Annotated in this window: 16 protein-coding genes; 8 read left to right on the top strand and 8 right to left on the bottom strand. The window is 74.7% G+C overall.

All coding sequences use genetic code 11. The features are described 5' to 3' along the window. Positions 1–390: 390 nt before the first annotated feature. The gene (locus ACGFI8_RS30190) at positions 391–801 is read left to right on the top strand and encodes a DUF2809 domain-containing protein (RefSeq protein WP_392810059.1); all 411 of its coding nucleotides are present in this window, start codon (positions 391–393) and stop codon (positions 799–801) included. Between the two features lie 7 nt (positions 802–808). On the opposite strand, the gene ACGFI8_RS30185 is transcribed toward ACGFI8_RS30190, so the two are convergent. From ACGFI8_RS30185 to ACGFI8_RS30175, 3 genes are all read right to left on the bottom strand, one after another. Continuing rightward, positions 809–1,645 carry an undecaprenyl-diphosphate phosphatase gene (locus ACGFI8_RS30185; RefSeq protein ID WP_392810058.1) on the bottom strand — a complete coding sequence of 279 codons (837 nt, stop codon included), beginning with the start codon at positions 1,643–1,645 and terminating at the stop codon, positions 809–811. A gap of 62 nt (positions 1,646–1,707) precedes the next feature. After that, a complete protein-coding gene (locus ACGFI8_RS30180) occupies positions 1,708–2,403 on the bottom strand; it encodes a hypothetical protein (protein ID WP_392810055.1) in 696 nt (231 codons plus the stop codon). A 74-nt stretch (positions 2,404–2,477) separates the two neighbouring features. Beyond that, entirely contained in the window at positions 2,478–3,386 is a 909-nt protein-coding gene (locus ACGFI8_RS30175) for a LysR family transcriptional regulator (RefSeq protein WP_392810053.1), read from the bottom strand. 130 nt (positions 3,387–3,516) lie between these two features. Between ACGFI8_RS30175 and ACGFI8_RS30170 the strand changes: the two genes are divergently transcribed. The 4 genes from ACGFI8_RS30170 to murD are packed head-to-tail and all read left to right on the top strand — an operon-like array spanning position 3,517 to position 8,255. Then, positions 3,517–4,191: a succinate dehydrogenase cytochrome b subunit gene (locus tag ACGFI8_RS30170; RefSeq protein ID WP_392810103.1), complete on the top strand. Its 675-nt coding sequence runs from the start codon at positions 3,517–3,519 to the stop codon at positions 4,189–4,191. A 1-nt stretch (position 4,192) separates the two neighbouring features. Continuing rightward, positions 4,193–6,130 (top strand): fumarate reductase/succinate dehydrogenase flavoprotein subunit, encoded by a 1,938-nt coding sequence (locus ACGFI8_RS30165; RefSeq protein WP_392810051.1) that lies wholly within the window; start codon positions 4,193–4,195, stop codon positions 6,128–6,130. Next, a complete protein-coding gene (locus ACGFI8_RS30160; protein WP_392810049.1) occupies positions 6,130–6,879 on the top strand; it encodes a succinate dehydrogenase/fumarate reductase iron-sulfur subunit in 750 nt (249 codons plus the stop codon). The genes ACGFI8_RS30165 and ACGFI8_RS30160 overlap by 1 nt, the downstream gene beginning before the upstream one ends. A gap of 11 nt (positions 6,880–6,890) precedes the next feature. Beyond that, positions 6,891–8,255, top strand: coding sequence for a UDP-N-acetylmuramoyl-L-alanine--D-glutamate ligase (murD, locus tag ACGFI8_RS30155; RefSeq protein ID WP_392810047.1), 1,365 nt, complete (start codon positions 6,891–6,893; stop codon positions 8,253–8,255). A gap of 16 nt (positions 8,256–8,271) precedes the next feature. Here murD and ACGFI8_RS30150 read toward each other — a convergent pair whose 3' ends face one another. The 5 genes from ACGFI8_RS30150 to ACGFI8_RS30130 are packed head-to-tail and all read right to left on the bottom strand — an operon-like array spanning position 8,272 to position 20,971. Further along, entirely contained in the window at positions 8,272–10,446 is a 2,175-nt protein-coding gene (locus ACGFI8_RS30150) for a hypothetical protein (RefSeq protein ID WP_392810045.1), read from the bottom strand. Then, the gene (locus ACGFI8_RS30145) at positions 10,443–14,132 is read right to left on the bottom strand and encodes a DUF5682 family protein (RefSeq protein ID WP_392810044.1); all 3,690 of its coding nucleotides are present in this window, start codon (positions 14,130–14,132) and stop codon (positions 10,443–10,445) included. Before ACGFI8_RS30145 ends, ACGFI8_RS30150 begins: the two co-directional genes overlap by 4 nt. Beyond that, the gene (locus tag ACGFI8_RS30140) at positions 14,116–15,276 is read right to left on the bottom strand and encodes an AAA family ATPase (protein WP_392810042.1); all 1,161 of its coding nucleotides are present in this window, start codon (positions 15,274–15,276) and stop codon (positions 14,116–14,118) included. Before ACGFI8_RS30140 ends, ACGFI8_RS30145 begins: the two co-directional genes overlap by 17 nt. Beyond that, positions 15,273–20,099, bottom strand: a complete 4,827-nt coding sequence (locus tag ACGFI8_RS30135) for a hypothetical protein (protein ID WP_392810040.1) — start codon at positions 20,097–20,099, stop codon at positions 15,273–15,275. The genes ACGFI8_RS30140 and ACGFI8_RS30135 overlap by 4 nt, the downstream gene beginning before the upstream one ends. Next, positions 20,096–20,971 (bottom strand): DUF4132 domain-containing protein, encoded by an 876-nt coding sequence (locus ACGFI8_RS30130; protein ID WP_392810038.1) that lies wholly within the window; start codon positions 20,969–20,971, stop codon positions 20,096–20,098. The genes ACGFI8_RS30135 and ACGFI8_RS30130 overlap by 4 nt, the downstream gene beginning before the upstream one ends. 95 nt (positions 20,972–21,066) lie before the next feature. Here ACGFI8_RS30130 and ACGFI8_RS30125 point away from each other — a divergent pair, with 95 nt between their 5' ends. The 3 genes from ACGFI8_RS30125 (at position 21,067) to ACGFI8_RS30115 (ending at position 23,574) form a co-directional block, all read left to right on the top strand. Then, positions 21,067–21,348 carry a DUF2277 domain-containing protein gene (locus tag ACGFI8_RS30125; protein ID WP_392810037.1) on the top strand — a complete coding sequence of 94 codons (282 nt, stop codon included), beginning with the start codon at positions 21,067–21,069 and terminating at the stop codon, positions 21,346–21,348. 256 nt (positions 21,349–21,604) lie between these two features. Then, entirely contained in the window at positions 21,605–22,771 is a 1,167-nt protein-coding gene (locus ACGFI8_RS30120; protein WP_392810036.1) for an ATP-binding protein, read from the top strand. Further along, positions 22,756–23,574 (top strand): DNA-binding response regulator, encoded by an 819-nt coding sequence (locus tag ACGFI8_RS30115; RefSeq protein ID WP_392810034.1) that lies wholly within the window; start codon positions 22,756–22,758, stop codon positions 23,572–23,574. Before ACGFI8_RS30120 ends, ACGFI8_RS30115 begins: the two co-directional genes overlap by 16 nt. The last annotated feature ends 15 nt before the right edge of the window (positions 23,575–23,589 follow it).

Here is a 23,589-nt window from a genome sequence, read left to right as displayed (position 1 = left end):
TGGACGGGTACTCGATCACCTGCGGTTCCCCCGGGGCGTGGAGGCCAGAATTTGAGGGATAGAGGTTCATGGCTGAGACGAGACGCCGGTTCGATTCGGGGTTCCGTGCGGGCGCGGTGCGGATCGGCTGTCTCACCGCGAGCCCGGCCGAACAGGTAGCTGGCCGCGGGACCGGACTCCGCCCGCGCGATCAGCACTCCAGACAGGTGCGGCGCCACACTTCCTGCGGCAAAGCCGAATTCCGTGAGCGGCGACAGCTCGCCCGCGGGTGACCCCACCATCCAGTCCGGAGGTCGCAACTCGAGCTCGACCAGCCACCCCAGACGCTGACCCCAGCCGACCAGACCAAGATCCGAGCGGACGGGGTTCGAGATCGACTAGCATCGCGGGATGCTCGAGTCTACGCGGGCGGTGCGCGTCGCCGCGGTGGTGACGGCGGTCGCGGCGATCGTCGTGGCGCTGGGCATCCGCGCGGTTGCCGGGGGCCACCTCAACAGCAACGGGGCGCTGCAGCAGTACTCGGGCACCGCGCTCTACGCATCCGCCGTCTACGCCGGCGTCGTCTTCCTGCGGCCCCGGATCTCGCCGGTGGCCGCGGGCGCCTGGGCGATCGGGTTGTGCTGGGCGATGGAGGCGTTCCAGCTCACGGACGTGCCGCGCACGCTCTCGCAGTACAGTATCGTGCTGCGTTTGATCTTCGGCGTCGCCTTCGACTGGGTCGACGTGTGGTGGTACCCGGCCGGCGTGATCCCCCTGGTCCTCGTCGAGGTCCTCGCGAAGACCAGGGGGAGCCGGCGATAGGAACCGCTCAGGTGGCGGCCATGGCGCCGGTCCACAGCAGGCCGACGAGGATGCCGCCGACCGCGACCCGGTAGTACACGAACGCGCCGATCGAGTGGCCGGCGACGAACTTCAGCAGCCAGGCGATGCTGACGTACGCCACGACGAAGCTCACCGCCGTGCCGATCGCGGTGGACATCCAGCCGACCGTCGCGGCGATCTCGTCGGCCCGCTGTACGCCCTCGAGCGCCCCGGCCGCGGTGAGCGCGGGAATGCCCAGGAAGAACGACAGCCGGGTGGCCGTGACGCGGTCCAGGTTGCGCAGCAGGCCGGCGCTGATCGTCGCGCCGGAGCGGGACACGCCCGGCACCAGCGCGATGCACTGAGCCATGCCGACGAGCAGCGCGTCCTTCCACGTCACGTCGCCCTCGGCGCGCTTCTGCCGGCCCAGGTACTCGGAGAGCACCATGACCACGCTCCACACCACCAGCGCCCCTGCCACGAACCACAGGCTGCGCAGCGCGCCCTCGATGAGGTCCTTGAGCACCAGGCCGACGATGGCGATCGGCACCGAGCCGACGATGACGTTGATCGCCATCCGCCAGTCCTGGTGCTGGCGCCCCTCGGCGCTGAACAGCCCGCGGAACAGGCCGGTGATGAACCGGATGATGTCCTTACGGAAGTAGATGATCGCGGCGAAGATCGCGCCGACCTGGATGACCGCGGTGAACGCCGTGACGCCCTTGTCGTCGATCGGAATGTCCAGCAGCTTCTCGGTGATGGTTAGATGGCCGGTCGAGGACACAGGGAGGAACTCCGTCACGCCCTCCACGACGCCCAGCACGATCGCTTCCCAGATCTGCAACGCCCGTTCCTCCTCGCCATGGCCGACACGCCGCAGGCGAACATACCGGACGGCGTCGAGCGTTACTGCGGCGGCGCGGGGTCGCGGTGGTGCCGGTTGGCGTGTCCCTCGTTCAGCTCGGCGCGCAGCTCGGCCAGGTGCTCGGTGTCCTCCGGCAGGTCGAGGCGGTCCAGCAGCTCCAGCGCCGGGGCGATCTCCAGCAAGCCGTACACGTCGTGGTAGCTGTACAGCACGCCGTTGAACACCGCCGGACGCAGCCTCGGCACCTCCTGGGCCGCGATGTACACCGGGTGCTTGAGTGTCCACGGCACCGGCCCGCTGACCTTGAGCACCGCCGCCGCGCGCCGCAGCAGCCCGTCGTCGGCCTCCGGCAGCCGCGGTACGTCGTTGGCGAGCACCTCGGCGAACGCGCGCTCGACGGTGGTGATGTCCTCGAACCAGTCGACCCACAGCGAGTACAGGATGGCCTCGCTCGGTACCGGCTGCTCCAGATGATCGCGGATCGCCTGCCAGTGCGTCGCCCAGAGCGCGTCGTCGTTCGCCGCGTTGACGAACCAGCGCAGCTCGACCGTCACCCAGTACGCGTCGAGCAGCTCGAGCAGGCCCAGGCCGAGTTCCAGCCGATCGGCCGGGCCGAGCTCGGCGTCGTTGCGGATCTCGGGCATGATCGCGCGGGCGGCGTCGTCGGGGTCACCCTCCGTGGTCAGGTCGTGTGCGGCCAGCCACTGACGGGTGCGTTCACTTCGTGCGGTTTCCACGATCGACAAGTATCGCCGGTTCTCAGATTTCCCGCGCGGCCGCCGATGGTGCGGGTCATCCACCCGCCCCGGCGTCAGAGGGGCTGGACCCCGACGGGGAGGGGGCCGCGCGCCACGTGGTCGAGCAGCGTGGTGCGCATCGCCTGGGCGGCGTGCGGCAGGACCGACTCGCGGCGCTGGGCGAGGGCGATCGTGCGGTGCACGCCCGGCGCGACCAGCGGGGCCGCGTGCAGCAGCGGCCGGTTGACCAGGGCCATGCTCGGCACCAGCGCCACGCCCAGGCCGGCCTCGACGAACGCGAGCACCGCGTCCATCTCCCCGCCCTCGACGGCGTACCGCGGCGTGAACCCGGCGCGGCGGCACGCCTCCAGGGTGGTGTCGCGCAGGTCGTACCCGGTGCGGAACATGACCAGCGGGGTGTCGCGCAACTCGGTCAGGGCGATGCGCTCCGACAGCGGCGAGACCGAGGCGACCACGAGACTCTCCCGCAGCAGCGGCACCGTGTCGAGGGCCGGGTCGGTGCCGCGCGCCGGCTCGACGATCAGCGCCAGGTCCAGCGAGTGCGCGACCAGGTCGGCCACCAGGTCCTGCGAGCCGCCCTCGTCGACGTGCAACTCGATGTCCGGGTGCCGTGCGTGGAACTCGCGCAGCACCACCGGTACCAATGACGTGCAGAGACTCGGCGTCGCGCCCAGGCGCACCCGGCCGCGACGCAGGCCGACCACCTCCTGGACCGCGTCGCGCGCGGTGTCGGCGTCGGCGACGACCCGGCGGGCGAGCGGCAGCAGCGTCTCGCCGGCGGTCGTGAGGACCACGTTGCCTCGGGAGCGGTCGAACAGCGGGGCGCCGAGCGCATGCTCCAGGGTGTGAATTTGTTTACTCAGTGTCGGTTGGCTCACACCGAGTCGCTCCGCCGCCCGGGTGAAATGTCGTACTTCGGCGACGGTTACGAAGTATCGGAGCTGTTGCAGCTGCACCCTCATAGCCTATGGCTATGACCACTGCGGTCTTCATGCATTGGACGAATCAAGCCCGACCGACCTAGCGTCGGCGGGTGTGGCGGTAATAACGGCAGAACGGGCGCAACCGGCAATCCGGAAAAAGCATCCGGCAATCCGGAAGAAGAAGGCCTCGTCCGTCGCCCTGAAGATGCTCATGGCGGGCACCGGCATCCTGCTGGTGCTGTTCCTGTTCGCGCACATGGCCGGCAACCTGAAGATCTTCGTCGGCCAGGCAGCGTTCGACCACTACGGGCACTGGCTGCGTGACCTCGGCGCGCCCCTGCTGCCGCACACCGGGTTCCTCTGGCTGCAGCGCACCGGGCTCACCGTAGCGGTGCTCGCGCACATCCTCGCCGCCGTCGTGCTGGCCCGCCGGGCCCGCGCCGCCCGCCCGGTCCGCTACGCGCACCGGCCCAAGGTGCAGGGCAGCTACGCGGCGCGCACCATGCGCTGGGGCGGCGTCATCATCCTGCTGTTCGTCGTCTTCCACATCCTCGACCTGACCACCGGCGCGGTGAACCCGGTCGGCGACAAGCAGCACCCCTACGCCAACGTCGTCGCCGACTTCGCGCCCTCGCGCTGGTACGTGACACTCTTCTACGTCCTGGCGATCGTGGCGATCGGGTTCCACCTGCGCCACGGGATCTTCTCCGCGCTGCGCAGCCTCGGCCAGCAGACCCCGCACGGCGAGCGCCGGGCCCGGGCCGTGGCCCTCGCCCTGTCGGTCGTGCTCGTCGCCGGCTACCTCTGCGTTCCGTTCGCCGTTCTCACCGGGTTGGTGAAGTGACATGACGTACTGGATCGAAGGCGACCCCGTCGCGGACCGGGCGGCCCCCGACGGGCCCATCGAGACCCGCTGGGAGCGGCGGCAGTTCTCCGCCAAGCTGGTCAACCCGGCCAACAAGCGCAAGCTGACCATCATCGTCGTGGGCACCGGCCTGGCCGGCGGCTCCGCGGCCGCCACGCTGGCCGAGGCCGGATACAAGGTCCGCTCGTACTGCTACCAGGACAGCCCCCGCCGCGCGCACTCGATCGCGGCGCAGGGCGGGATCAACGCCGCCAAGAACTACCGCAACGACGGCGACTCCGTGTACCGGCTCTTCTACGACACGGTGAAGGGCGGCGACTTCCGCGCCCGCGAGTCCAACGTGTACCGCCTCGCCCAGGTGTCGGTGAACATCATCGACCAGTGCGTGGCGCAGGGCGTGCCGTTCGCCCGCGAGTACGGCGGCCTGCTCGACAACCGCTCCTTCGGCGGCACCCAGGTCTCGCGCACCTTCTACGCCCGGGGCCAGACGGGCCAGCAGCTGCTGCTCGGCGCGTACCAGGCCCTGGAGCGGCAGGTCGCGGCCGGCAACGTGGAGATGAACGCCCGCCACGAGATGCTGGAGCTGATCGTGGTGGACGGCCGGGCCCGCGGCATCGTCGTGCGCGACCTCGTCACCGGCGAGATCACGACCGACTTCGCCGACGCCGTTGTGCTCGCCTCCGGCGGCTACGGCAACGTCTTCTTCCTGTCCACCAACGCCAAGGGCTGCAACGTCACCGCGTCGTGGCGGGCGCACCGCCAGGGCGCCCTGTTCGCCAACCCGTGCTACACGCAGATCCACCCGACCTGCATCCCCGAGTCCGGCACGCACCAGAGCAAGCTCACCCTGATGAGCGAGTCGCTGCGCAACGACGGGCGGGTGTGGGTGCCGGTGCGGGCCGGCGACGACCGCGCCCCGGCCGACATCCCCGAGGACGAGCGCGACTACTACCTCGAGCGCATCTACCCGTCGTTCGGCAACCTGGTCCCGCGCGACATCGCCTCCCGCGCCGCCAAGAACGTCTGCGACGAGGGCCGCGGCGTCGGCCCCGGCGGCCTCGGGGTGTACCTCGACTTCGCCGACGCGATCGCGCGCCTGGGCCGCCCGGCGGTCGAGGCCAAGTACGGCAACCTGTTCGAGATGTACGAGCGGATCACCGGCGAGGACCCGTACGTCACCCCGATGCGCATCTACCCCGCCGTGCACTACACGATGGGCGGCCTGTGGGTCGACTACGACCTGCAGTCCAACATCCCCGGGCTGTTCGTCGTCGGCGAGGCCAACTTCTCCGACCACGGCGCCAACCGGCTCGGCGCGTCCGCGCTCATGCAGGGCCTCGCCGACGGGTACTTCGTGCTGCCCAACACCATCAACGACTACCTGGCGGCCGGCCCGTTCCCTCCGGTTTCGGCGGCGAATCCCGCTGTCGTCTCGGCACGCGCGGCCGTCGAGGAGCGGATCTCGAAGCTGCTGGCCGTGAACGGCGACCGCACCGTCGACTCGTTCCACCGCGAGCTCGGCCACGTCATGTGGGAGTACTGCGGCATGGAACGCACCGAGGAGGGCCTGACCAAGGCCGTCTCGCTGATCCAGGCGCTGCGCGAGGAGTTCTGGACCCGGGTCAAGGTGCCCGGCACCGGCGAGCAGCTCAACCAGAACCTCGAGCGGGCCGGCCGCGTCGCCGACTTCTTCGAGCTGGCCGAGCTCATGTGCGTCGACGCCCTGCACCGCGCCGAGTCGTGCGGCGGGCACTTCCGCGCCGAGAGCCAGACGCCCGACGGCGAGGCGCTGCGCCACGACGACGAGTTCTCCTACGTCGCGGCCTGGGAGTTCGCCGGCACCGGCGAGCCGCCGGTCCTGCACAAGGAGGCGCTCGAGTTCGAATACGTCCACCCGACCCAGCGGAGCTACAAGTAATGAACATCAAGCTGCGCGTCTGGCGCCAGACGGGCCCCGCCGACCGGGGTCGCATGGTGACGTACGAGGTCAAGGACATCTCGCCGGACGCCTCGTTCCTGGAGATGCTCGACGTGCTCAACGAGCGCCTCATCCTGCGGGGCGAGGAGCCGATCGCGTTCGACCACGACTGCCGCGAGGGCATCTGCGGCATGTGCGGCATGATGATCAACGGCGTGGCCCACGGCCCGCTGAAGGCCACCACGACCTGCCAGCTGCACATGCGCCACTTCTCCGACGGCGACACGATCGACGTCGAGCCGTGGCGGGCGGCGGCGTTCCCGGTCGTGCGCGACCTCGTCGTCGACCGCCGCGCGTTCGACTCGATCATCCAGGCCGGCGGCTACATCACCGCGCCCACGGGCGCGGCGCCGGACGCGCACGCCACCCCGGTACCGAAGGCGGACGCCGACGCGGCGTTCGAGGCCGCCACCTGCATCGGCTGCGGCGCCTGCGTCGCCGCCTGCCCGAATGGCTCGGCGATGCTGTTCACCGCGGCCAAGGTCGGCCACCTCGGCCTGCTCCCGCAGGGCCAGCCCGAGCGCGACTCCCGGGTGCTGAACATGGTCGCCGCGCACGACGAGGCCGGCTTCGGCGGCTGCACCAACACCGGCGAGTGCACCACGGCCTGCCCCAAGGGCATCCCGCTCACCCTGATCGGGAGACTGAACAGCGACTACCGCAAGGCGTCGACCGGCCGCCGCGGATAAAGTACCCAGTCATGCATCTGTCGGAGCTTGCCGGGCGTCGGGTGGCCGTGTGGGGGACGGGCCGGGAGGGCGTCGCCGCGATCGAGGCGATCGCCGCGATCGCTCCCGTCGGCCCGGCCTCCCTGGTCGTCGTGCAGGACAAGACCACGTTCCTGGCCACGAAGTGGGATGGGCGGCTCGCCGAGCTGGCCCCGCTGCACGAGGGCGAGGCCATGGCCCCGGCCCTGGAGGGCGTCGAGGTCCTCGTGCGCTCGCCGGGCGTCGGCGAGTCCAACCCGTGGATCCAGCAGCTGCGCCGCCGAGGGGTTTCCATCACCGGCGGTACCTCGCTGTGGATGGCCGACCACGCCAAGCACACGATCGGCGTGACCGGCAGCAAGGGCAAGAGCACCACCACCACGCTGATCTCGCACCTGCTCACCGCCACCGGCCGCCCGAACAAGCTCGGCGGCAACATCGGCATCGCCGTGCTGTCGCTGCCGCCGGCCGAGCGCTACGTGCTCGAGCTGTCCATGTACCAGTGCGCCGACCTGCAGGACTCGCCGCGCGTCACCGTGCTCACCTCGCTGTTCGAGGAGCACCTGGACTGGACCCGCGACGGGCTGCCGTCGCAGTACTACGCCCACAAGCTCAACATCGCCGAGCACGGCCCGGAGTCGGTGGTCTACAACGCCACCGACCCGACCCTCGCCGCGGAGCTGGCCGCCCGCCCGGGCCTGCCGCTCGTCCCGGCCGCCACCGAGGGCTCCTTCCACGTCGTCGACGGGTGGGTGGTCCTCGGCGGCGAACGGCTCTTCCCGCGCGACGCGTTTCCCCTCCGCGGCAGCCACAACGCCGGCAACCTGTGCGTGGCCCTCGCCGCGCTGCAGGCCGCCGGCATCGACGTCGCCGCCGAGCGCGAGGCGGTCGAGGCCGGGCTGCGCTCATACACGCCGCTGCCGCACCGGCTCACCCCGATCGCGGACCCGTCGGGCGTGGAGTTCGTGAACGACTCGCTCTCCACCGCGCCACAGACCACGATCCACGCCGTCGAGGCGTACGCGGGCCGCGCCCTGGCCGTCATCGTCGGCGGCCAGGACCGCGGCATCGACTACACGCCGCTGCGCGACTACCTGCGCGACAAGGCGGTGGACCTCACCCTCGTCGCGGTGCCCGACAGCGGCGAGCACATCCTCGACGTGGTCGGCGACCTGCCCACCGTGCGCCGGGTGGTGGCCGCCGACCTGCCGGACGCGGTCCGCCTGTCCCGCGAGATCGTCCCGCCGGGCGGCGTGGTGCTGCTCTCGCCGGCGGCCCCCAGCTACGGCCGGTACGACAACTACGAGGCCCGCGCGAAGGCCTTCATCGCCGCGATCGAGGCCACCCGCCCCTCCTGATCCCAGGTCTACTGGATCATCCGGCCGGCTCCAGCTGGAAGTCGCCCGGCAGCCACGACGCCTCGGCGAGGGCGCGCCCGGCGGCGTCCGCGTACGTCGCCGCGGCCAGCCACGCCTGCGCGAACGCCGTGCCGTCGTCGTCCGCGAGCCGCCCGTACGCGTCCCGCGGCCGGTCCGCGGCCGCGGCGGCGAGCCGGTCCAGCAGGGCCGCGCCGGTGTCCAGCCGGGCGCGCCGCAGCCGCGCCGCGTCCGAGGCCCCGCGCCCGTTCGGGAACGTCAGCATGACCCGCCCGCCCGACACCGTCCGCTCCACCTGCGCCGTCAACAGGTGCAGAGCCGCATCGTGTACCGCGGGCCGCCACCCGTCGTCCACACCACCCTTGGCCTCCGCCGTCGCCTCGCCCTCGTCCTTGCCGTCGTTGCCGTTCCCGGCCGGCGCCGTGGCCTCGTTGTTGCCGCCGCTGCGGGTCTCCGCCGTCGCCGCGGGCTCGTCCTCGCCGTCGCCCGCCGGATCCTTCGCCAGGTCCGGCTGGCGGAGCTGGCTGCGGTGGAGCCGGTCGAACGCCAGGTCGGCATGCCCGTCGAACGGCGCCGGCAGGTGCCACGCCGAGCCCGGCGGCGGCGCGACCGCGAGCGGCAGGACCGTCCCCGGCCGCCCCGGATCGGGCCGCGCGACCAGCAGCAGTTCGAGGCCCTCCGCGCGGCCGAGGACGCGCAGGTTCTCCCGATAGCCCAGCGCCGGATGCTCCGCCGCCACCCGCAGGCTCAGCGGCAATCCGTCAGGAGCCTCGGCGAGGACCGCGTCGCCGTCGCGCCCGCGCAGCGTCACCCGCAGGAACAGCAGGTCGGCGCCCGCCGGACGGTCCGTCACCGGCACCGCCAGGGCCTCGAACGCCCGGTGCACCTGCGCGGCGACCGGCTCCGCCCACAGCCCGGCCAGCGGCTCCTCGTGCCACGCTGCCCCGGATGCGGTCACGGCCCGCACGCCCCGCCCCGCGCCCAGCTGCCGGGTGCCCGCCGCGGTCGCCCCCGACACGACCAGCCCCGCCCGGGTCAGCCGGCGGTGGGTGAGCGCGGTCTCGCCCATCGCGATGGTGGCGTCGCCCGCCCGCGCGGCCCGCCGCGCGTCGCCCGGCATGACGTCGGCGATCATCCACAGCCGCCCCCGCCGGTCGGCCGCATACGTCACCACGCCCGCATGCCCCGTCCCCGCCAGCACCGCGGTCGTGCACAGGCCGTAGAGCCGCAGGCTGCCCTCCAGGTGGTACTGCCGGCGCGCGCTGCCCAGCAGTTCCTCCCCGCCCGGTCCGGGTCGGTCACCGCCAAGCCTCGTCGAGCCAGACTGGGCGGAGGCGCCCCCGCCCGCCCCGGTGTGCAGCCGATGCACGACGCCGAGCAGTTCGCGCAGCGCCTCGGTCAGGTCGGCGAGCCGGTAGTTCGCGTCCCCGCCCCGGCCCGCTTGCAGCAGCGTGGCCACGACCCGCGCCGCGGCCGCCGCCCGGTACACCTTGCACGCCTGCGCCTCGTGCGCCGCCCGCAGCAGCGCGGCCCGCGCGACCGTGCCGGACCCGGTGACCCCGCCCGCGAGCACCGCGACGGCCGCCTGCCACAGCTGCGCCACCGCCGCGGCCTGCTGCGCGGTGAGCACCACGGCGCCCTCCTCCGGCACCGCGACCTCGGCATCGCCGCCGCTGCCCCGCCCCGGTGCACGCCCGTCCTGCGCCGGGGTCCCGCCGTCCCGCCCGGGGGTCCTACCGTCCTGCGCCGGGGTCCCGTTGTCCGGGGCCGGGATTTCGTCGTGCGGCGCTGGGGCGTCGCCGTCCTGTGCGCGGGTTCCAGCGTCCCGTGCCCGGGTTTCGTCCTCCTGTGCCGGGGTCTCGTCCTCCTGCGCCGGGGCGTCGCCGTCGTGGACCGGGGCCAGGGACAGCACGGCCACGCGGTGCAGGCAGTTCGGGGCGAGCAGGCAGGTGCACGTGACGGCGTCCGGGGCGCGGACCACGCCGCCGTCCGTCGTCAGGGTCACCGCCGTCGCGTCGTCGATGGCCACCGTGTGCCGGTCGCCGTCGCGCGTCACCGGCCGGTCGGCGAGCTTCGCCGCGGCGTCGTCGAGCTTCTTGCGCAGCCGGGCCGGCAGTGCGTCGAGCGCCGCGAGCAGTACCGGCGTCTCGATCGGCGGCAGGGAACCCTTCACGCTCGCACCTTCTCCGCGACCCAGCGGGCCAGTTCCATGGGGCTCAGCGCGGCCACCGGCATCCCGGCCGCCACGAGCTGCGAGGCGATCGGCACCGAGTACCGCGGCCGCCCCGAGTCGTCGAGGCTCGCACACCCGAGCACGGTCACGCCCGACTCGACGAGCGCGCGCGTCTCGGCGAGGAGGCCGCCGAGCGGGTACCCCTCCTCGAAGTCGCTGACGAGCACCACCAGCGTCCGCGACGGCACGGTCACCAAACTCCGCGCGTGCCGCAGCCCCTTGGCGATGTGCGTGCCGCCGCCGACGCGTACCTCCAGCAGGAGGCTCAGCGGGTCGCTCACCCGGTCGGTCAGGTCGACCACCTCGGTGGAGAACGCCACGAAGTGCGTCGTCAGGGCCGGTACCCCGGCGAGGATCGCGCCGGTCAGCGCCGACCAGATGATCGACGCCTCCATCGACCCGGACACGTCCACGACCAGCACCAGCCGCCAGTCGACACCGCGCCGCGCTCGCGTGCGGAACACCGGCCGCTCCGGGATCACCAGGACCCGCCCGTCGGCGTCCCGCCGGGTCGTGGCCAGGTTGGCCCGAAGCGTGCGCGGCAGGTCCAGCGGCCCGCCCGGCCGGTACGTCGGCCGCGGCGTGCTGATCCCCGCGAGCGCCGGCCGCAGCCGCGTGGCCAGGCGCCGGGTGAGCTCGTCGACGATGCGCGCCACGAGGGGCCGCAGCCGCGCGACGGAGCTCTCGGACATGCCGCCGGCCAGCGACAGCACGGTCTGCAGCAGCTCCACCGATGGATTGACCGCGTCGGGATCGAGCAGCATCACCGCGTCGTGCCGCCCCGCCTCCGCGGCCCGGGCGAGCACCTCCTCGCGAATCCCCGGCCCGAACAGCGCGGACAACTCCTCGGCCCACTCCCGCACCCCGGGGAACGGCGCCTCCCGCCCGGCCCGCCCGGCCGCATCGGCCGCGGCCCCTTCGCCGGTGCCCGCCCCGTAGAGCTCGTCGAGCGCCGTGGCATACCGCCGCGCCGCCCCGGCGAGCCGCTGATCCTGCCGCCCGAGCAGCAGCCGCCACCGATCGATGACGGCCAGCGACCGCTCGCCGCTATCCGGAGCATCGGAACCAACAGCATCACTGGGAGATGCCGCACCCTTCAAGGAGGCGGCCGCATCGCCTGGGGCTGCGGCTTTTTGAGCCACGGTGTCCGGGGTTGCGGTGTCCGGCGCCGCAGCGTCCGGGGCCTCGACGTCCGGGGATGCGGTGTCCGCGGGTGCGGGTGGCGGGAGGAGGCCCAGCGCGTCGGCGGCGGCGCGGCCGGCGCGGTCGGCCAGCAGGCGGCGGAGCAGGGCCGCCGGATCCGTGGACTCCACGTCGCTGGTCAGGCCGTCGCCCAGGCGGTCCTCGACCACCGCGAGGAGGCGGTCCCGGGCCGCCGGGCTCACCGTCTGGAAGCCGCCGCGCAGGGCCGGCAGCCTCGACAGGAACGCGGCGTCGGGGAGCGAGGCCACCCGGTCCAGCAGGCCGTCCAGGGCGTCCGGGCCGGACTGCAGCAGGGGCTCGGCGGCGGCCAGCAGGCCGCGCAGGTGGCCCAGCAGCCGGCGGCGGCCCTCGTCGGAGACGGCGCCGTCGATCCACGACGCGACCCGGGTGCCGAGGGCGGCGGGCTCGTCGAGGCCCAGCAGAACCTGGACGGCGCCGGCCGCGGCGGACATCGTCGGGGTGCCGGTGGCGGCCAGGCGGCGCAGGGCGTCGGCCAGGCGCAGGCCCACGCCGGCGGCGTCCGCGCGGCGGCCCAGGGCCACCAGGGCGCGCACGTCGGCGACGTCGTCGGAGCCGGCGAGGCCGTCGATCTGGCGTACGGCCGCGGCCTCGAGCGCATCGCCCAGCGCCGGCAGGTCGGCCAGGGTCGCGGCGACCTCGGCCGGCAGGCCGGGCACGTGGCCGTTGCGGAGGCGGTCGAGTAGCGCGAGGGCCGTCATGAGCTCCTCGAGCGTCGCGCTCGCGGGGATCTGCTCGGCCAGCTCCGTCAGCCGCTCGCCGGCCAGCCCGGGCAGCCCGCACTCGGCCGCGGCGGCGAGCCCAGCGATGATCTGCGCCGCGGTCGGGCCCTGCGCGCCCTCGTCGGCGCGGCGCCGCTCACGTAGCGCGCCTTCGGCCGCCTGGGCCAGGGTCACGCCGCGGATGCCGGCGACGTCGAGCATCGCCTCGGTGCCGGGCGTCCACTCGACGTTCCAGCGGGTGGTCAGGGCGTCGACGCCGGCGGTGCCCTCGACGGCGGTGTTCTCCGCGTAGGGGATGCGGCACGCGGCCAGCTGCCGCAGCGCGACGTCGCGGCGGCGGTCGAGGTCGGAGCGCAGCGGGTCGAGGCGCAGGTCCTTCGCCCGCTCGCCGGGGCCGGGCAGGCGCAGGTCGGTGAGCAGTGCCTGCACCGCCGGGCGCAGCCCGGACCGCGGCGCGCCGGGCGCGAGGGCGCCGCGGACGTCGCCGACGAGGACGGTCTCCATCGCCGCGGCGACGACCCGGCCGCGGCCGAGCACCTCGCCGTGGGCGAGCACGCTCTGCAGCGACTCGATCAGCTCGCCGCGGCCGGGCGCCGGCAGGCCGCGCAGCCGGGCGAGGTCGATGGCGAGCCGGAAGACCTCGCGCGCCTCGGCGGGCCCAGCGGGGTGCCCGCCGGCCCGCACCTGTGCGCAGACCTCGACCACGCTCGCGAGGGCGGCCGCCTCGACCGCGTCGGGCCGCCCGCCGGCCGAGACGACGGCCTGCTGCCACCGCGGATCGCGGATGCCGGCCGGATACCCGGAGCGCGAGTCGAGCAGCGCGAAGCTGTACGGCACGAGCGAGGTCACCACGCCGCCCCGCCCCGCGAGCGCCCCGTCCGCCACCGCGACCCCACGAGCCGCCGTCGCACGAGCCGCCGGCCCGCCGGACGAGGCCGACCGCGAGGTCGAGGCATGAGCCGGCGATCCGTCGGACGAGGCCGAGGCGTGGGGTGAAGGCGCGCCCGGGAGCAGGGCCGCGGCGTGGAAGGAGCCGATGACCGCCGCGGCCCGGCGGTCGCCCACCGAGGCCAGGCAGCGGCGCATCCACGCCTCGCGGTGCAGGTCCAGCTCCGGGACGCCCGCGCCCGCGGTGGCGTCGCCGCGCATCGCCCAGCCGACCAGCAGCGCCGCCCGGCGCACCGCCTCCGGAGCGGACCCGGGTGCGCGGGCCTCCACGACCCGGTCCCACATGTCCTCGTCGGACCGGCCGGTGGCCGAACGCTTCAGCGCGTCGCCGAGGAACGAGACCGGCGTGCCGAGCGGAACGGGCGACCCGGGCGCATGCCACTCCCGGGCGGCCAGCGGGAGGTCGCAGGGGATGACCTCGACGCCGTTGCGGGCCGCCCAGCGCACCGCGACCAGCTCCGGTGAGAAGTCGGCGAACGGGTAGAACGCCGGCGCGCCGTCGCCGCCGACCACGCCCGCGAGCGCCACCGGCGCCGTGGTGGCCGGGTCGGCCAGCCACGGCAGCCAGGAGGCGAACTCGGCCGGCAGCTCCAGCAGCAGTACCTCGGGCCGGAACCCGTCCAGCAGCTCGCCCATCACTGCCGACAGCGCGGGGGAGTGGTGGCGAACCCCGATGAGGAACGGCGCCGTGCAGCCGGCCAGACCGGCGAGCGCGGTGTCAGGGCTGGAGGACATCGCGCAGCTCCCACAGCCGGCGCCACAGGCGGGCGCCCTCCTCGGCGCGGCGGCGCACCGCCCCGTCCCAGTACCCCAGCAGCTTCGCCCCGTCGGCCGGGTCGTCCTTGCAGACCACGCCCTGCAGGTGCGCCGGCAGCAGCGACAGCACGTCGCGGTCGCCGGGGAAGTACGCCGCCGCCAGCCCCAGCGACGTGGCGACCGCGACCGCCTCGGCGGTGCTCATCACCGTCGAGGGCCGCTCCACCTCCCAGCCCTCGACCGAGCGGCCGGCCCGCAGGTCGCGGAACGCCGTGACGAGCGCCTCGAGGACCGCCTCGTCGACCTCGAACGGGGTCTGCGCCCGCTCCAGGGCCGCGCGCGCCTGCCGGCCGACGAGCGCCGTCTCGGCGGCGAGGTCGGGGATCGGGCCCACGGTCTCGAAGTTGAAGCGACGCTTGAGGGCCGCGGACATCTCCGACACGCCGCGGTCGCGCAGGTTGGCGGTGGCGATGAGCGTGAACCCGGGCGCGGCGTGCACCGTCGCACCCGGGGTGCCGGCCAGCTCCGGCACCGCGATGCGCCGGTCGGACAGGATCGACACCATCGCGTCCTGCACCTCGGGCAGGCACCGGGTGATCTCCTCGATCCGGGCGACCCGCCCGGCGCGCATCGCGGTCAGCACCGGCGAGGGCACGAGCGCCTCCGGGCTCGGGCCGTGCGCGAGCAGCAGCGCGTAGTTCCAGCCGTATCGCAGCTGGTCCTCGGTCGTGCCCGCGGTGCCCTGCACGACCAGCTCGCTGGTGCCGCACACGGCGGCGGCCAGCAGCTCCGACAGCATCGACTTGGCCGTGCCCGGCTCGCCGACGAGCAGCAGCCCGCGCTCCCCGGCGAGGGTGACGACGCACCGCTCGACCAGGGCCCGGTCGCCGACGAACTTGCGCGGGATCTCCAGCCGCGCCGGCACCCCGTCGGGCCGCGCGCCCTTGGGCAAGGCGAGCGTCTCGCCGTCGCTGCCGACGATGAACGTGACGACGGCCCGCGGCGTGAGCCGCCAGCCGGGCGGCCGGGCCCCGCCGTCGAACGCGGCCAGGAACGCGAGCTCCGTCGCGTGGGCGTGCTCGGCGGGGTCGACCTGCCGGGGGCTGGTGACGGTGGCGGTCATCGGCGGCCTCTCGTGGTGAGTTCCTCGAATCGGGGGTAGTCGCCGGCGACGACCCGGTCCCAGGCGACCTCGAACAGCCGCGGCGCGGGCGCCACGGGGATGACGGCGCCGAGCTTGGCGCCGCCCTCGCCGGCGCCGATGAGCAGCGGCAGCTTCCACCGCTCCAGCGGCGGCAGCGGAGCCTTCCAGGCCAGCCACCCGCCGGGCAGGAACAGCGACCGTCCGGCGCGCGGCCGCTTCGCCTCGACGACGAGGTCGGTGGCCAGCAGCTCGGCCCGGGCGGCCTTGAGCCGGGCCGGCTTCCACCCGGTCCAGGCCGCGACGTTGCGGTCGGTCGGGTCGGGCAGGGCGAGCAGCTGCAGGTAGAGCGTCGCGGCGTCGGCGCCGAGGCCGTGCCGCTCCGCGACCCGCGCGACCAGCTCGGGCGCGGAGCGCGACGGGTCGTGCGGCGCGTCGCCGACCGGCGCGTCGAGCCAGGCGTCGAGCCGGTCGCCGAGGACCGCCCGCAGCGCCACGACCGGCAGGTCCCGGCTGCCCAGCCCCGCGACGAGCGCGTCGACCCGCGGGTCGTCGAGGCCGTCGAGGCGGGCCGGGCGCAGGCGCACCCGCCGCCAGTAGCCGCTCACCGGTACCACGAACAGCCCCGCGTCGATGCGGTCCTCGGTGCGCTCGACCGGCATGGCCAGCGCGGCGAGGATCTTCTCCAGGTTCTGCTCGTCGGTGCCGCCGATCAGCACCTCGAACGCCGGGTCGGCCGCGAGCTGCCGGACGAGTTCCAGCACCCGCGGCAGGTTGCGGCGGATCGGGTCGTCCTCCGGCAGGCGCCGCGCCAGCCACGGCAGCCCGCGCGCGACGGTGACGAGCAGGTCGTCGCCGTCGACGCCGGCGTCGGGGCGGTGCAGCCAGGGGCAGGTCTCCGGGTTGGCGACGCCGTGCAGGAACTCTGAGGCACTCACGCCTTGCGGAACGCCCGCCCGGCGCAGTTCGGTGATGAGGTCGTCGCCGACCGGGGTGCGGGAGCCGACACGCTCGGCGTGCCAGGCCCCGAAGCGGGCCACGTCCGGCCCGCCGGTCCACAGGTCGGCCGGCTCGGCGGGCAGCAGCGCCGTGTGCCCGACGCCGGCCCCCGTCCGCTGCTGCCGCCAGCGCACGTGCTCGATCGCCGTCTCGATCGCGTAGTCGGTGACCGAGTCGTCGGCCGCCTGCCAGTCCGCCGGGCGGTGATTCTTCCACTGCTGGGCGTCGGTGGCGCCGGCCAACAGCACCGTCGCCTCGGCGAGGCTGACGCCGGCCGCGGCGGAGACCGCGCGGACCGTGTCGGGGCCCAGCAGGTCGGCCGGGCCCCCGCGGGCGCGGCCGGCGGCGGCGAACCGCGCCACGGCCGCCGACTCGTCAGCGGACCGCTGATACACCAGCTCGAAGCTGATCGTGTGCCCCGGCACCGGGCCGAACCGGCCGTCCGCCGCGTGCTCGATCCCGACGACCGTGCCGTTGGCGGCGTCGACGCGGAACGGCAGCAGCCGCCGGCCGTCGCCGGTCACCACGACCTCCCCGGCGACCATCTGCGGCCGGTGGGTGTCGGAGTCCACCGTGACGCGGCGGGTGCGCCCGGCGCCGTCGAGCAGCCCCGAGCCGGCCAGGACCTCCAGCAGGTCGAGCATGGCGGCTCGGTGCTGCTCGTCGGTCGTCGGCGACGCCGCCCGCAGCATGATCGAGGGCACCACGCCAAGCACGGAATACCAGTCGAGGTCCGCGGAGCCGAGCCACGGCGACAGCGGCGCGCGGGGCTCGCGGCCGGCGAGCGCGGCCCCGGCGTCGGCGAAGACCTTCACCCACTCGTGGCCGTGGTCGTAGCAGTGCGGGATGAGGCCACCGATCGCGCTGTCGAGAACCGCGTCGCCGGCCAGGTGCGCGTCGGGGTCCTCGGCGGCGGCCTGCGGGTCCTGCGCGGCGATCGCCTCGGCCGCGCCCGTGAGCCGGGCCAGGCGCAGCGCGGCGCGGGCGGCGTGCTTGACCACCCCGCCGACGCCGGCGACCAGCGCCTCGGCGGCCAGCTGCGGCACCGCCTCGCGGACCGCGGCCCGCACCTCGGCGTCCGGGAACCTCACCTCGTCGCCGTCGCCGGCGGCGGTGGCGAGCCCGGACACGGTGGCCAGCAGCCCCGCGGCCCGCTCGTCGCCGAGCCCGCGCAGCGCCAGCGAGCCGGCCTCGTCGCGCGGGCGCAGCTGGTGCCAGAACAGTGGGGGCGGGATCAGTGGCGTGCCCTCGGCGAACGGGCTGGGCACGCCGGCCGTGCCGAGGGTGGCGAAGCGCAGGCCGTCGGCGGTGTGCAGGTGCAGCGTGACGACCCGCCAGCCGTGTTCGGCGACGAGGCCGTGCGCGGCGTCGGCGCCCGGAAACCGGATCGCGCCGGTGAGCAGGCCCTGCCGGCCGCTGCGGCCCGGCTCCGGCTCGGCCAGCGCGAACGACCGTCCGTCGATCCCCTCGCCGGCCTGCCCGTCCGGGGTGTTCCGCACCCGCCAGCCGACGAGACCGTCGCGGTGGCCGAGCGGGCTGAGCGCCATGCGGGGCGAGGCCGGCCGCAGCCGGCACGCGGCGAACGCCAGCGGCTGCCCGTCGACGGCGCCCTCCTCGAAGAACGCCGGCAGCGAGACACGGCCCCGGGCGCCGGTCGCCGGGTCGTACTCCTGCCAGCGCCAGCTGTAGTCGGACTGGTCCTGGGTCTGCACCCAGTAGTGCTGCCCGTCGCTGATGACGGCGCCGAACTCCTGTGCGCGGCGGTCGCCCGGGTGCAGCGGCCGGCCGCCGGCGCTTCGCCCGCCGCCGGGCAGGGCGACGGACTCCTCGCCCGGGTCAGAGAGCCCGTCCTCCGCGGCGGTGAACACGTCGTCGGGCGCGCCGCTCCAGTAGCCGGCCCGCTCGCCGCCGCGGTTCCAGGCGACGAGCAGCTGGCCGTCGACGTAGCGCACGGTCGTGTGCCACGAGTAGCGCCGCTCGTCCGGCGGAATGCGTAGCGTGTGCTCGAGCTCCAGGCCCTCATCGCCGACGACCGCGACCCGCTCGCCGCGGCGCAGCACCAGCGCCGGCCACTGCGGCACCACGGTGAGGTCCTCGTTCAGCGGGCGTGGGTCGTCGCCGCGGACCGCGGCCGCCCCGGCCTCCAGCGCCGGCCACTCGAACTCGTCGAGGACCCCGGCGCGCAGCGTGCGGCCCAGCACCGGGCCGAGGTCGAAGGCGGTGATCCGGGCGATCGCCTCCGGGTTGACCGCGAGGCCCGCCGGGCAGGCGACCATGGTCAGCCGGTCGAGCTCGTCGTCGAGGGTCGTCAGGCCCTGCGCGGCGATCCGGTCGGCGAGCCGGTCGAGCCACCAGTGCAGCACGGTGCGCAGGCCCGGCACGGCCACCACCCGGCCGACCCGGTCGGGCGCGACCGCCGCCTGGTCGGCGCGATACCACGTCTTCAGATACGACTCCATACTCTCCGCGGCCATCCGCAGCAGCCGCTCGTGGGCGGCGACCTCGGTCAGGTCGCGGGCCCCCTCGCCGCCGTCGACGATCCAGTCGCCGACGTCGCAGCGCGCGTCCTCGGCCACCTCGGCCACCGGTATTCCCAGCGCGAGGGCCAGGTCGACGAGGTCGAGGTCGACCCGCTGGCGGCTCGGGGCCAGGTCGACGGGGACGCCGTCGGCCCGCAGGCGCGGCGCCATCCGCTCGGCGAGGGCGTAGAGCCGCGCGTCGCGGGGCCGGCGCCAGCCGCCGCGGCTGCGGTCGGCGCGGGCCAGCCAGCCCGCCGGACCGTCCGGCGACTCCGCGCCCGCCTCGACCCCGCCGGCCGGGCCGGTCAGCGCCGCCGTCGCCCCGCACTCCTCGATGATGTCCAGCCACGTGCCGAACGGGCACTCGCCGGGGAACATGCCCAGCAGCTGCCCGCGCACCCGCGGCTCGCGCCCGGCGAGGCGGACCAGGGCCGGCCGGTAGGCCTTCCAGAACCCACCGGGGGCCCGCAGGATCGACGGCGCCAGCAGCACCTCGGCCAGCAGCGCCTCGTCCTCCTCGGCGCCCAGCCCGGCGGCCTTCGCCAGGCGGCCCAGGTCGACGTGCATCTGCGCATAGGGCGGCATCCCGCCGAGGGTGCGCTCCACGCACAGCCGGCGGAACCGCTCGTAGGCGACCTCCGGCGCGCACCGGGCGGCGAGGTCGCGGGCGTGCTGGGCGAGGGCCTTGGCGGTCAGCGCGCCGGCGAGGGCGAACTCGAGGAAGACCGCGTGCTGGCGCTCCTCGTCGATCTCCAGCGCATAGAGCCGCTCGGCCTCGCGGGCCTTGCCGAACATGCTCGCGGCATACGTCTGGCTGTCGGCGGCGAGGAATGCCCGGGCCGCCTCCTCGTAGAACGTCGGCAGGAAGTGCGGGACCGAGCGGGCGAGCCGGTCGCCGAGCTCGTTGAAGCCGTCGCGGGCCGGGCCGATGCGCGACTTGGCCACCCGCACCAGCCGCTCGATGTCCTTGACCAGGGCCAGGGCGTGGTGGCCGTTGGCCGGGTCGTGCACCAGCGCCCAGGCGGGGAAGCCCAGCGCCTGCTGGCGCACCACGCCGACCTCGGCGACGGTCTCCGGCGCGGCGAAGCCGAGGAACTCCATCGTCAGGTCCTCGGCCTGGCCCAGCGTGCCGGGCACCAGCCGGACCACCTTCCGGTCGCCGAGCACCGGGTGCGCATATGCCCGGGTGGTGAGCGTGTCGATCGTGTCCTTGGCGGCGTCGGTGCCGACGGGCAGCACCGCCCCCGCGTCCAGCAACGCCTCGATGGTGTTGTCCTCCGCGCTCACGCCGCCTCCTCCGTGCTCTCCTCGACCAGCCGGCCCGCGTATAGCGCCGCGGCCATGCGCATGCCCTCGGACCAGGCCACCGGCCCCACCTCGGCGAGCGGGATCGACCGGCCGTCGGGGCGGACGAACACCAGGTCGCCGGTCTCGGCCTCCGAATACGGGTCGTCGGCGCCGACCCAGTTGCGCGCCTCCAGCCCCCGGCCGTCCTCGAAGACGCGACAGACCGCGTAGCCCCCGCGCACCGGATAGCCCAGCGACGCGGCCCGGGCCAGCAGGTGCCGCAACTCCCCGAACCGGCCGCCGGCATAGTCGCGCACGCTGCTCGCGCCCGCCTCCAGGTCGTCGGGGCGGCTCCAGGTCTGGCGGAACAGCTGGTCGACGGACTGCTTGACGCCCAGGTCGGCGGCGAACTCGCGGAGATCCTCGAGGTCGGGCAGGCGCACCGGGTGAGGCACCGCGATCCGCTCCGCCGGCAGCCGCACCGTCTCGCCGTCGAGGTTGACCACGCCGATCCCGTCGGCGGTCGCGTCGCGCAGGAAGCCGGCCTCGTCCGGGTCGAACCCGCCCTCGTCGTCGAGGACCGCCACCACGAGGTCGGTCAGCGCCGCTCGCCACGTCTCGTCGGGCCACACCCGGGCGAGCAGCTCGGCCGGCACCGGCAGCGAGCGGATCATCCACAGGTCGACCTGCTCGCGGACCTCGGCCTCGTGCCGCGCGAGCCACTCGGTGAGCTGCCGCAGCCCGGTGACCACCGGGTCGTCGCGCAGCGCCGGGGGCATGGACTTGAGCACCTTGCCCTTCTGGTTGCGGCACGCTATCCGCCCCGCCTCCAGGGTCACCTCGTAGCCACCGGCCGTCGCCAGCCAACCCATGCGATCCGCCCTCCGCCGCCTCGCGCTCCATCGGATGCCCGGGAGACTAGCGAGGGGGTGCGACATTTTTTCGCGGGCCTGGCAAGGTGGGGTACATGTGCAGGAACATCCGGGTGCTGAACAACTTCGAGCCGCCCGCGACCGAGGACGAGATCGAGGCCGCCGCGCTGCAATACGTGCGGAAGGTCTCCGGCATGACCCGGCCGGCCGCGGTCAACCAGGAGGCGTTCGACGCGGCCGTGTGGGCCGTGGCCGAGGCGACCAGGGTGCTGCTGGACGAGCTGGTGACCCGCACCCCGCCGCGGGACCGCGAGGTCGAGGCGGTCCGCGCCCGGGCCCGGGCCGCGGAGCGCTACGGCCCGCGCGACCAGAACTGACGCGAGCCCGACAGGGCAGGAGCGGACAGGGCGGCAGCACGAGCTCCCGATCGACGTGGTTTGATCGCCGACGGGCGATAATGGCGTCGCACCTTTCCCCGCCTGTGCCGAACTGGGGGCACGCCGAGGGGGCGGGGGCGTGCCGGCCGTGCCTCCGGACCTGGGCTCCGAAACCGGAGGCACGGCCGGACACGGAATGCCATCCGCCGTCGCGGGGATCCCATCGATCGCTCCACTGCGGCAACATGCTGTATCGATGGCCCTGACTCAGCGTGTGCTCGCCGCATTGGACTGGTCGCGGGTCCCCGCCGACTCCGACGCGGAGATCGTGCGCGCCCACGAGCAGCGCCTGGCCCGCATGGTCGCCTACGTCCGGGTCGCGACGGTGCCGTTTCTGGCGGTACCGCTGATGGAATGGCGGCACCTGCCCCACCCGTGGATCATCGTGGCCGCGCTGCTGGCCGCGGCGGGCGAGGCGCTGTGGTTCCTGCGCCGGGCGCGGCGCACCGGCGACCTGCGCGGAGACGGGCTGCTGGCCTTCGCCGACGCCGCGTTCTGCGTGGCGCTCATGGCCGCCGGGTCGCGCGCCGGCCTGCCCGGCCAGCGCAACGCGGTGCTCACCGAGCTCGTCCCGGTGAGCCTGGTCAGCCCGGTCGTGCTGGCGTTCGCGGTCGGGCTGCGCCCGCGCGCCGCCGCCGCGGTCCTGCTGCTGTCCGCCACGTGGACCGCCTCGGTGTGGCCGGACGTGTCGCAGAAGCTCGCCTCCGACATTCTCGGATTCGTCATCTGGTACGTCGCGGGCCTGGCCGTCGCGACCATGCTGCGCGGCATGGCGGCGCAGACGGCCGCGGCCGTGGCGCACGCCCGCCGGCTGGACCTCGCCCTGCACCGGGAGGGCTTCCGGCGGTCGCTGCACGACGGCGTCCTGCCGATCTTCGACGGCATCGCCCTGGACGAGCGCGTCGGCCGCGCCACCCGCCGGGCCGCCCGCCGCGGCGCGATCCGGACCCGTGCCCTGCTGAACACCGCCGGCGAGGGCGGCGGCGGGTTCTCCGCGCGCGTCCTCGAGCTCGCCGACACGTTCCTCGACCTGGGTCTGCTGCTGTTGCCGCGGGTGTACGTCCACGCCGAGCCGCCGCCCGAGGTCGCCGGCGCGCTGCTGTCCGCCGCACACGAGGCGCTCGCCAACGCGCTGAAGTACGCCGGCCCCGACGCCGAGGTCGTCCTGTTCGCCGAGGCGACCCGCGACGGCGTGGAGATCTCGGTGCTCGACAACGGCGCCGGCTTCGACGCCGCCGCCACCCCCCGCGGGCACGGCCACACCGAGTCGCTGCCCGCCGTCGAGGCGGTCGGCGCCGCCTGGAGCGTGACGTCCGCGCCGGGGGAGGGCACCAAGGTGGTACTGCGGTGGACGTCCCCATAGTCCCCGTCGTCGTGGTCGACGACCACCGCCTCGTCGCCGGGCCGCTGGTCAGCGTGCTCGACCCGCTGCTGGCCCGGCACGGCTTCGAAGTGCGCCCCCTCGCGCCGACGGTGTCCGCCGCGATCGCCACCGGCCCGGCCGGCATCGCGGTCTGCGACGTGATCCTCGGCCCCGGCGCCTCCGGTCCGGAGGCGGTGCGGGCGCTGGCCGAGCACGGCTGGCGGGTGCTGCTCATGTCCGGCTACGCCCCCGAGGAGCAGGTCCTCGACGCGATCGGCGCGGGCGCCGCCGGCTACGTGGAGAAGTCCGAGGACCCGGCCGGTCTCGTCGCCGCCGTCCTGGCCGTGCACGACAGCGGGCTGCACCTGTCCGCCGCGCTCGCCGCGATGTTCTACGCCGACCTGCGCCGCCGCCCGCTGCCGGCCGGATCCGAGCTGTCCGCCGGCGACCGGCGGGTGCTGCGCGCGGTCGTGCAGGGCGAGCCGCCCGCGCGGGCCGCCGCGAGCTGCGGGCTCACCGAAACACAGGGGCGCGAGGCGGTCGGACGGATCTTCGCCGCCGCCGTCGCACGACGCCAGCAGTACCAGCTCACCCCGCGCGAGCTCGACGTGGTGCGCCTCGTCGGCTGCGAGCACCTGTCCACCGCCGAGGTGGCCCGGCGGCTGTTCGTGACGATCGACACCGCCAACACCCACCTGCGCTCCATCCGGCGCAAGTACCGCCTGGTGCACCCGGAGGCGCCGGCGTCGCTGCCGCAGCGCACCGCCGCGCAGCTGTGGGCCCGCGAGCTGAACCTGTGCTGAGCCCGATCCAGCCCG

It is taken from the genome of Dactylosporangium sp. NPDC048998, assembly GCF_043197855.1.
Lineage (GTDB): Bacteria > Actinomycetota > Actinomycetes > Mycobacteriales > Micromonosporaceae > Dactylosporangium.
Note: the sequence above shows the minus strand (reverse complement) of the source record. Positions and strands in the feature narration are given on the sequence as shown.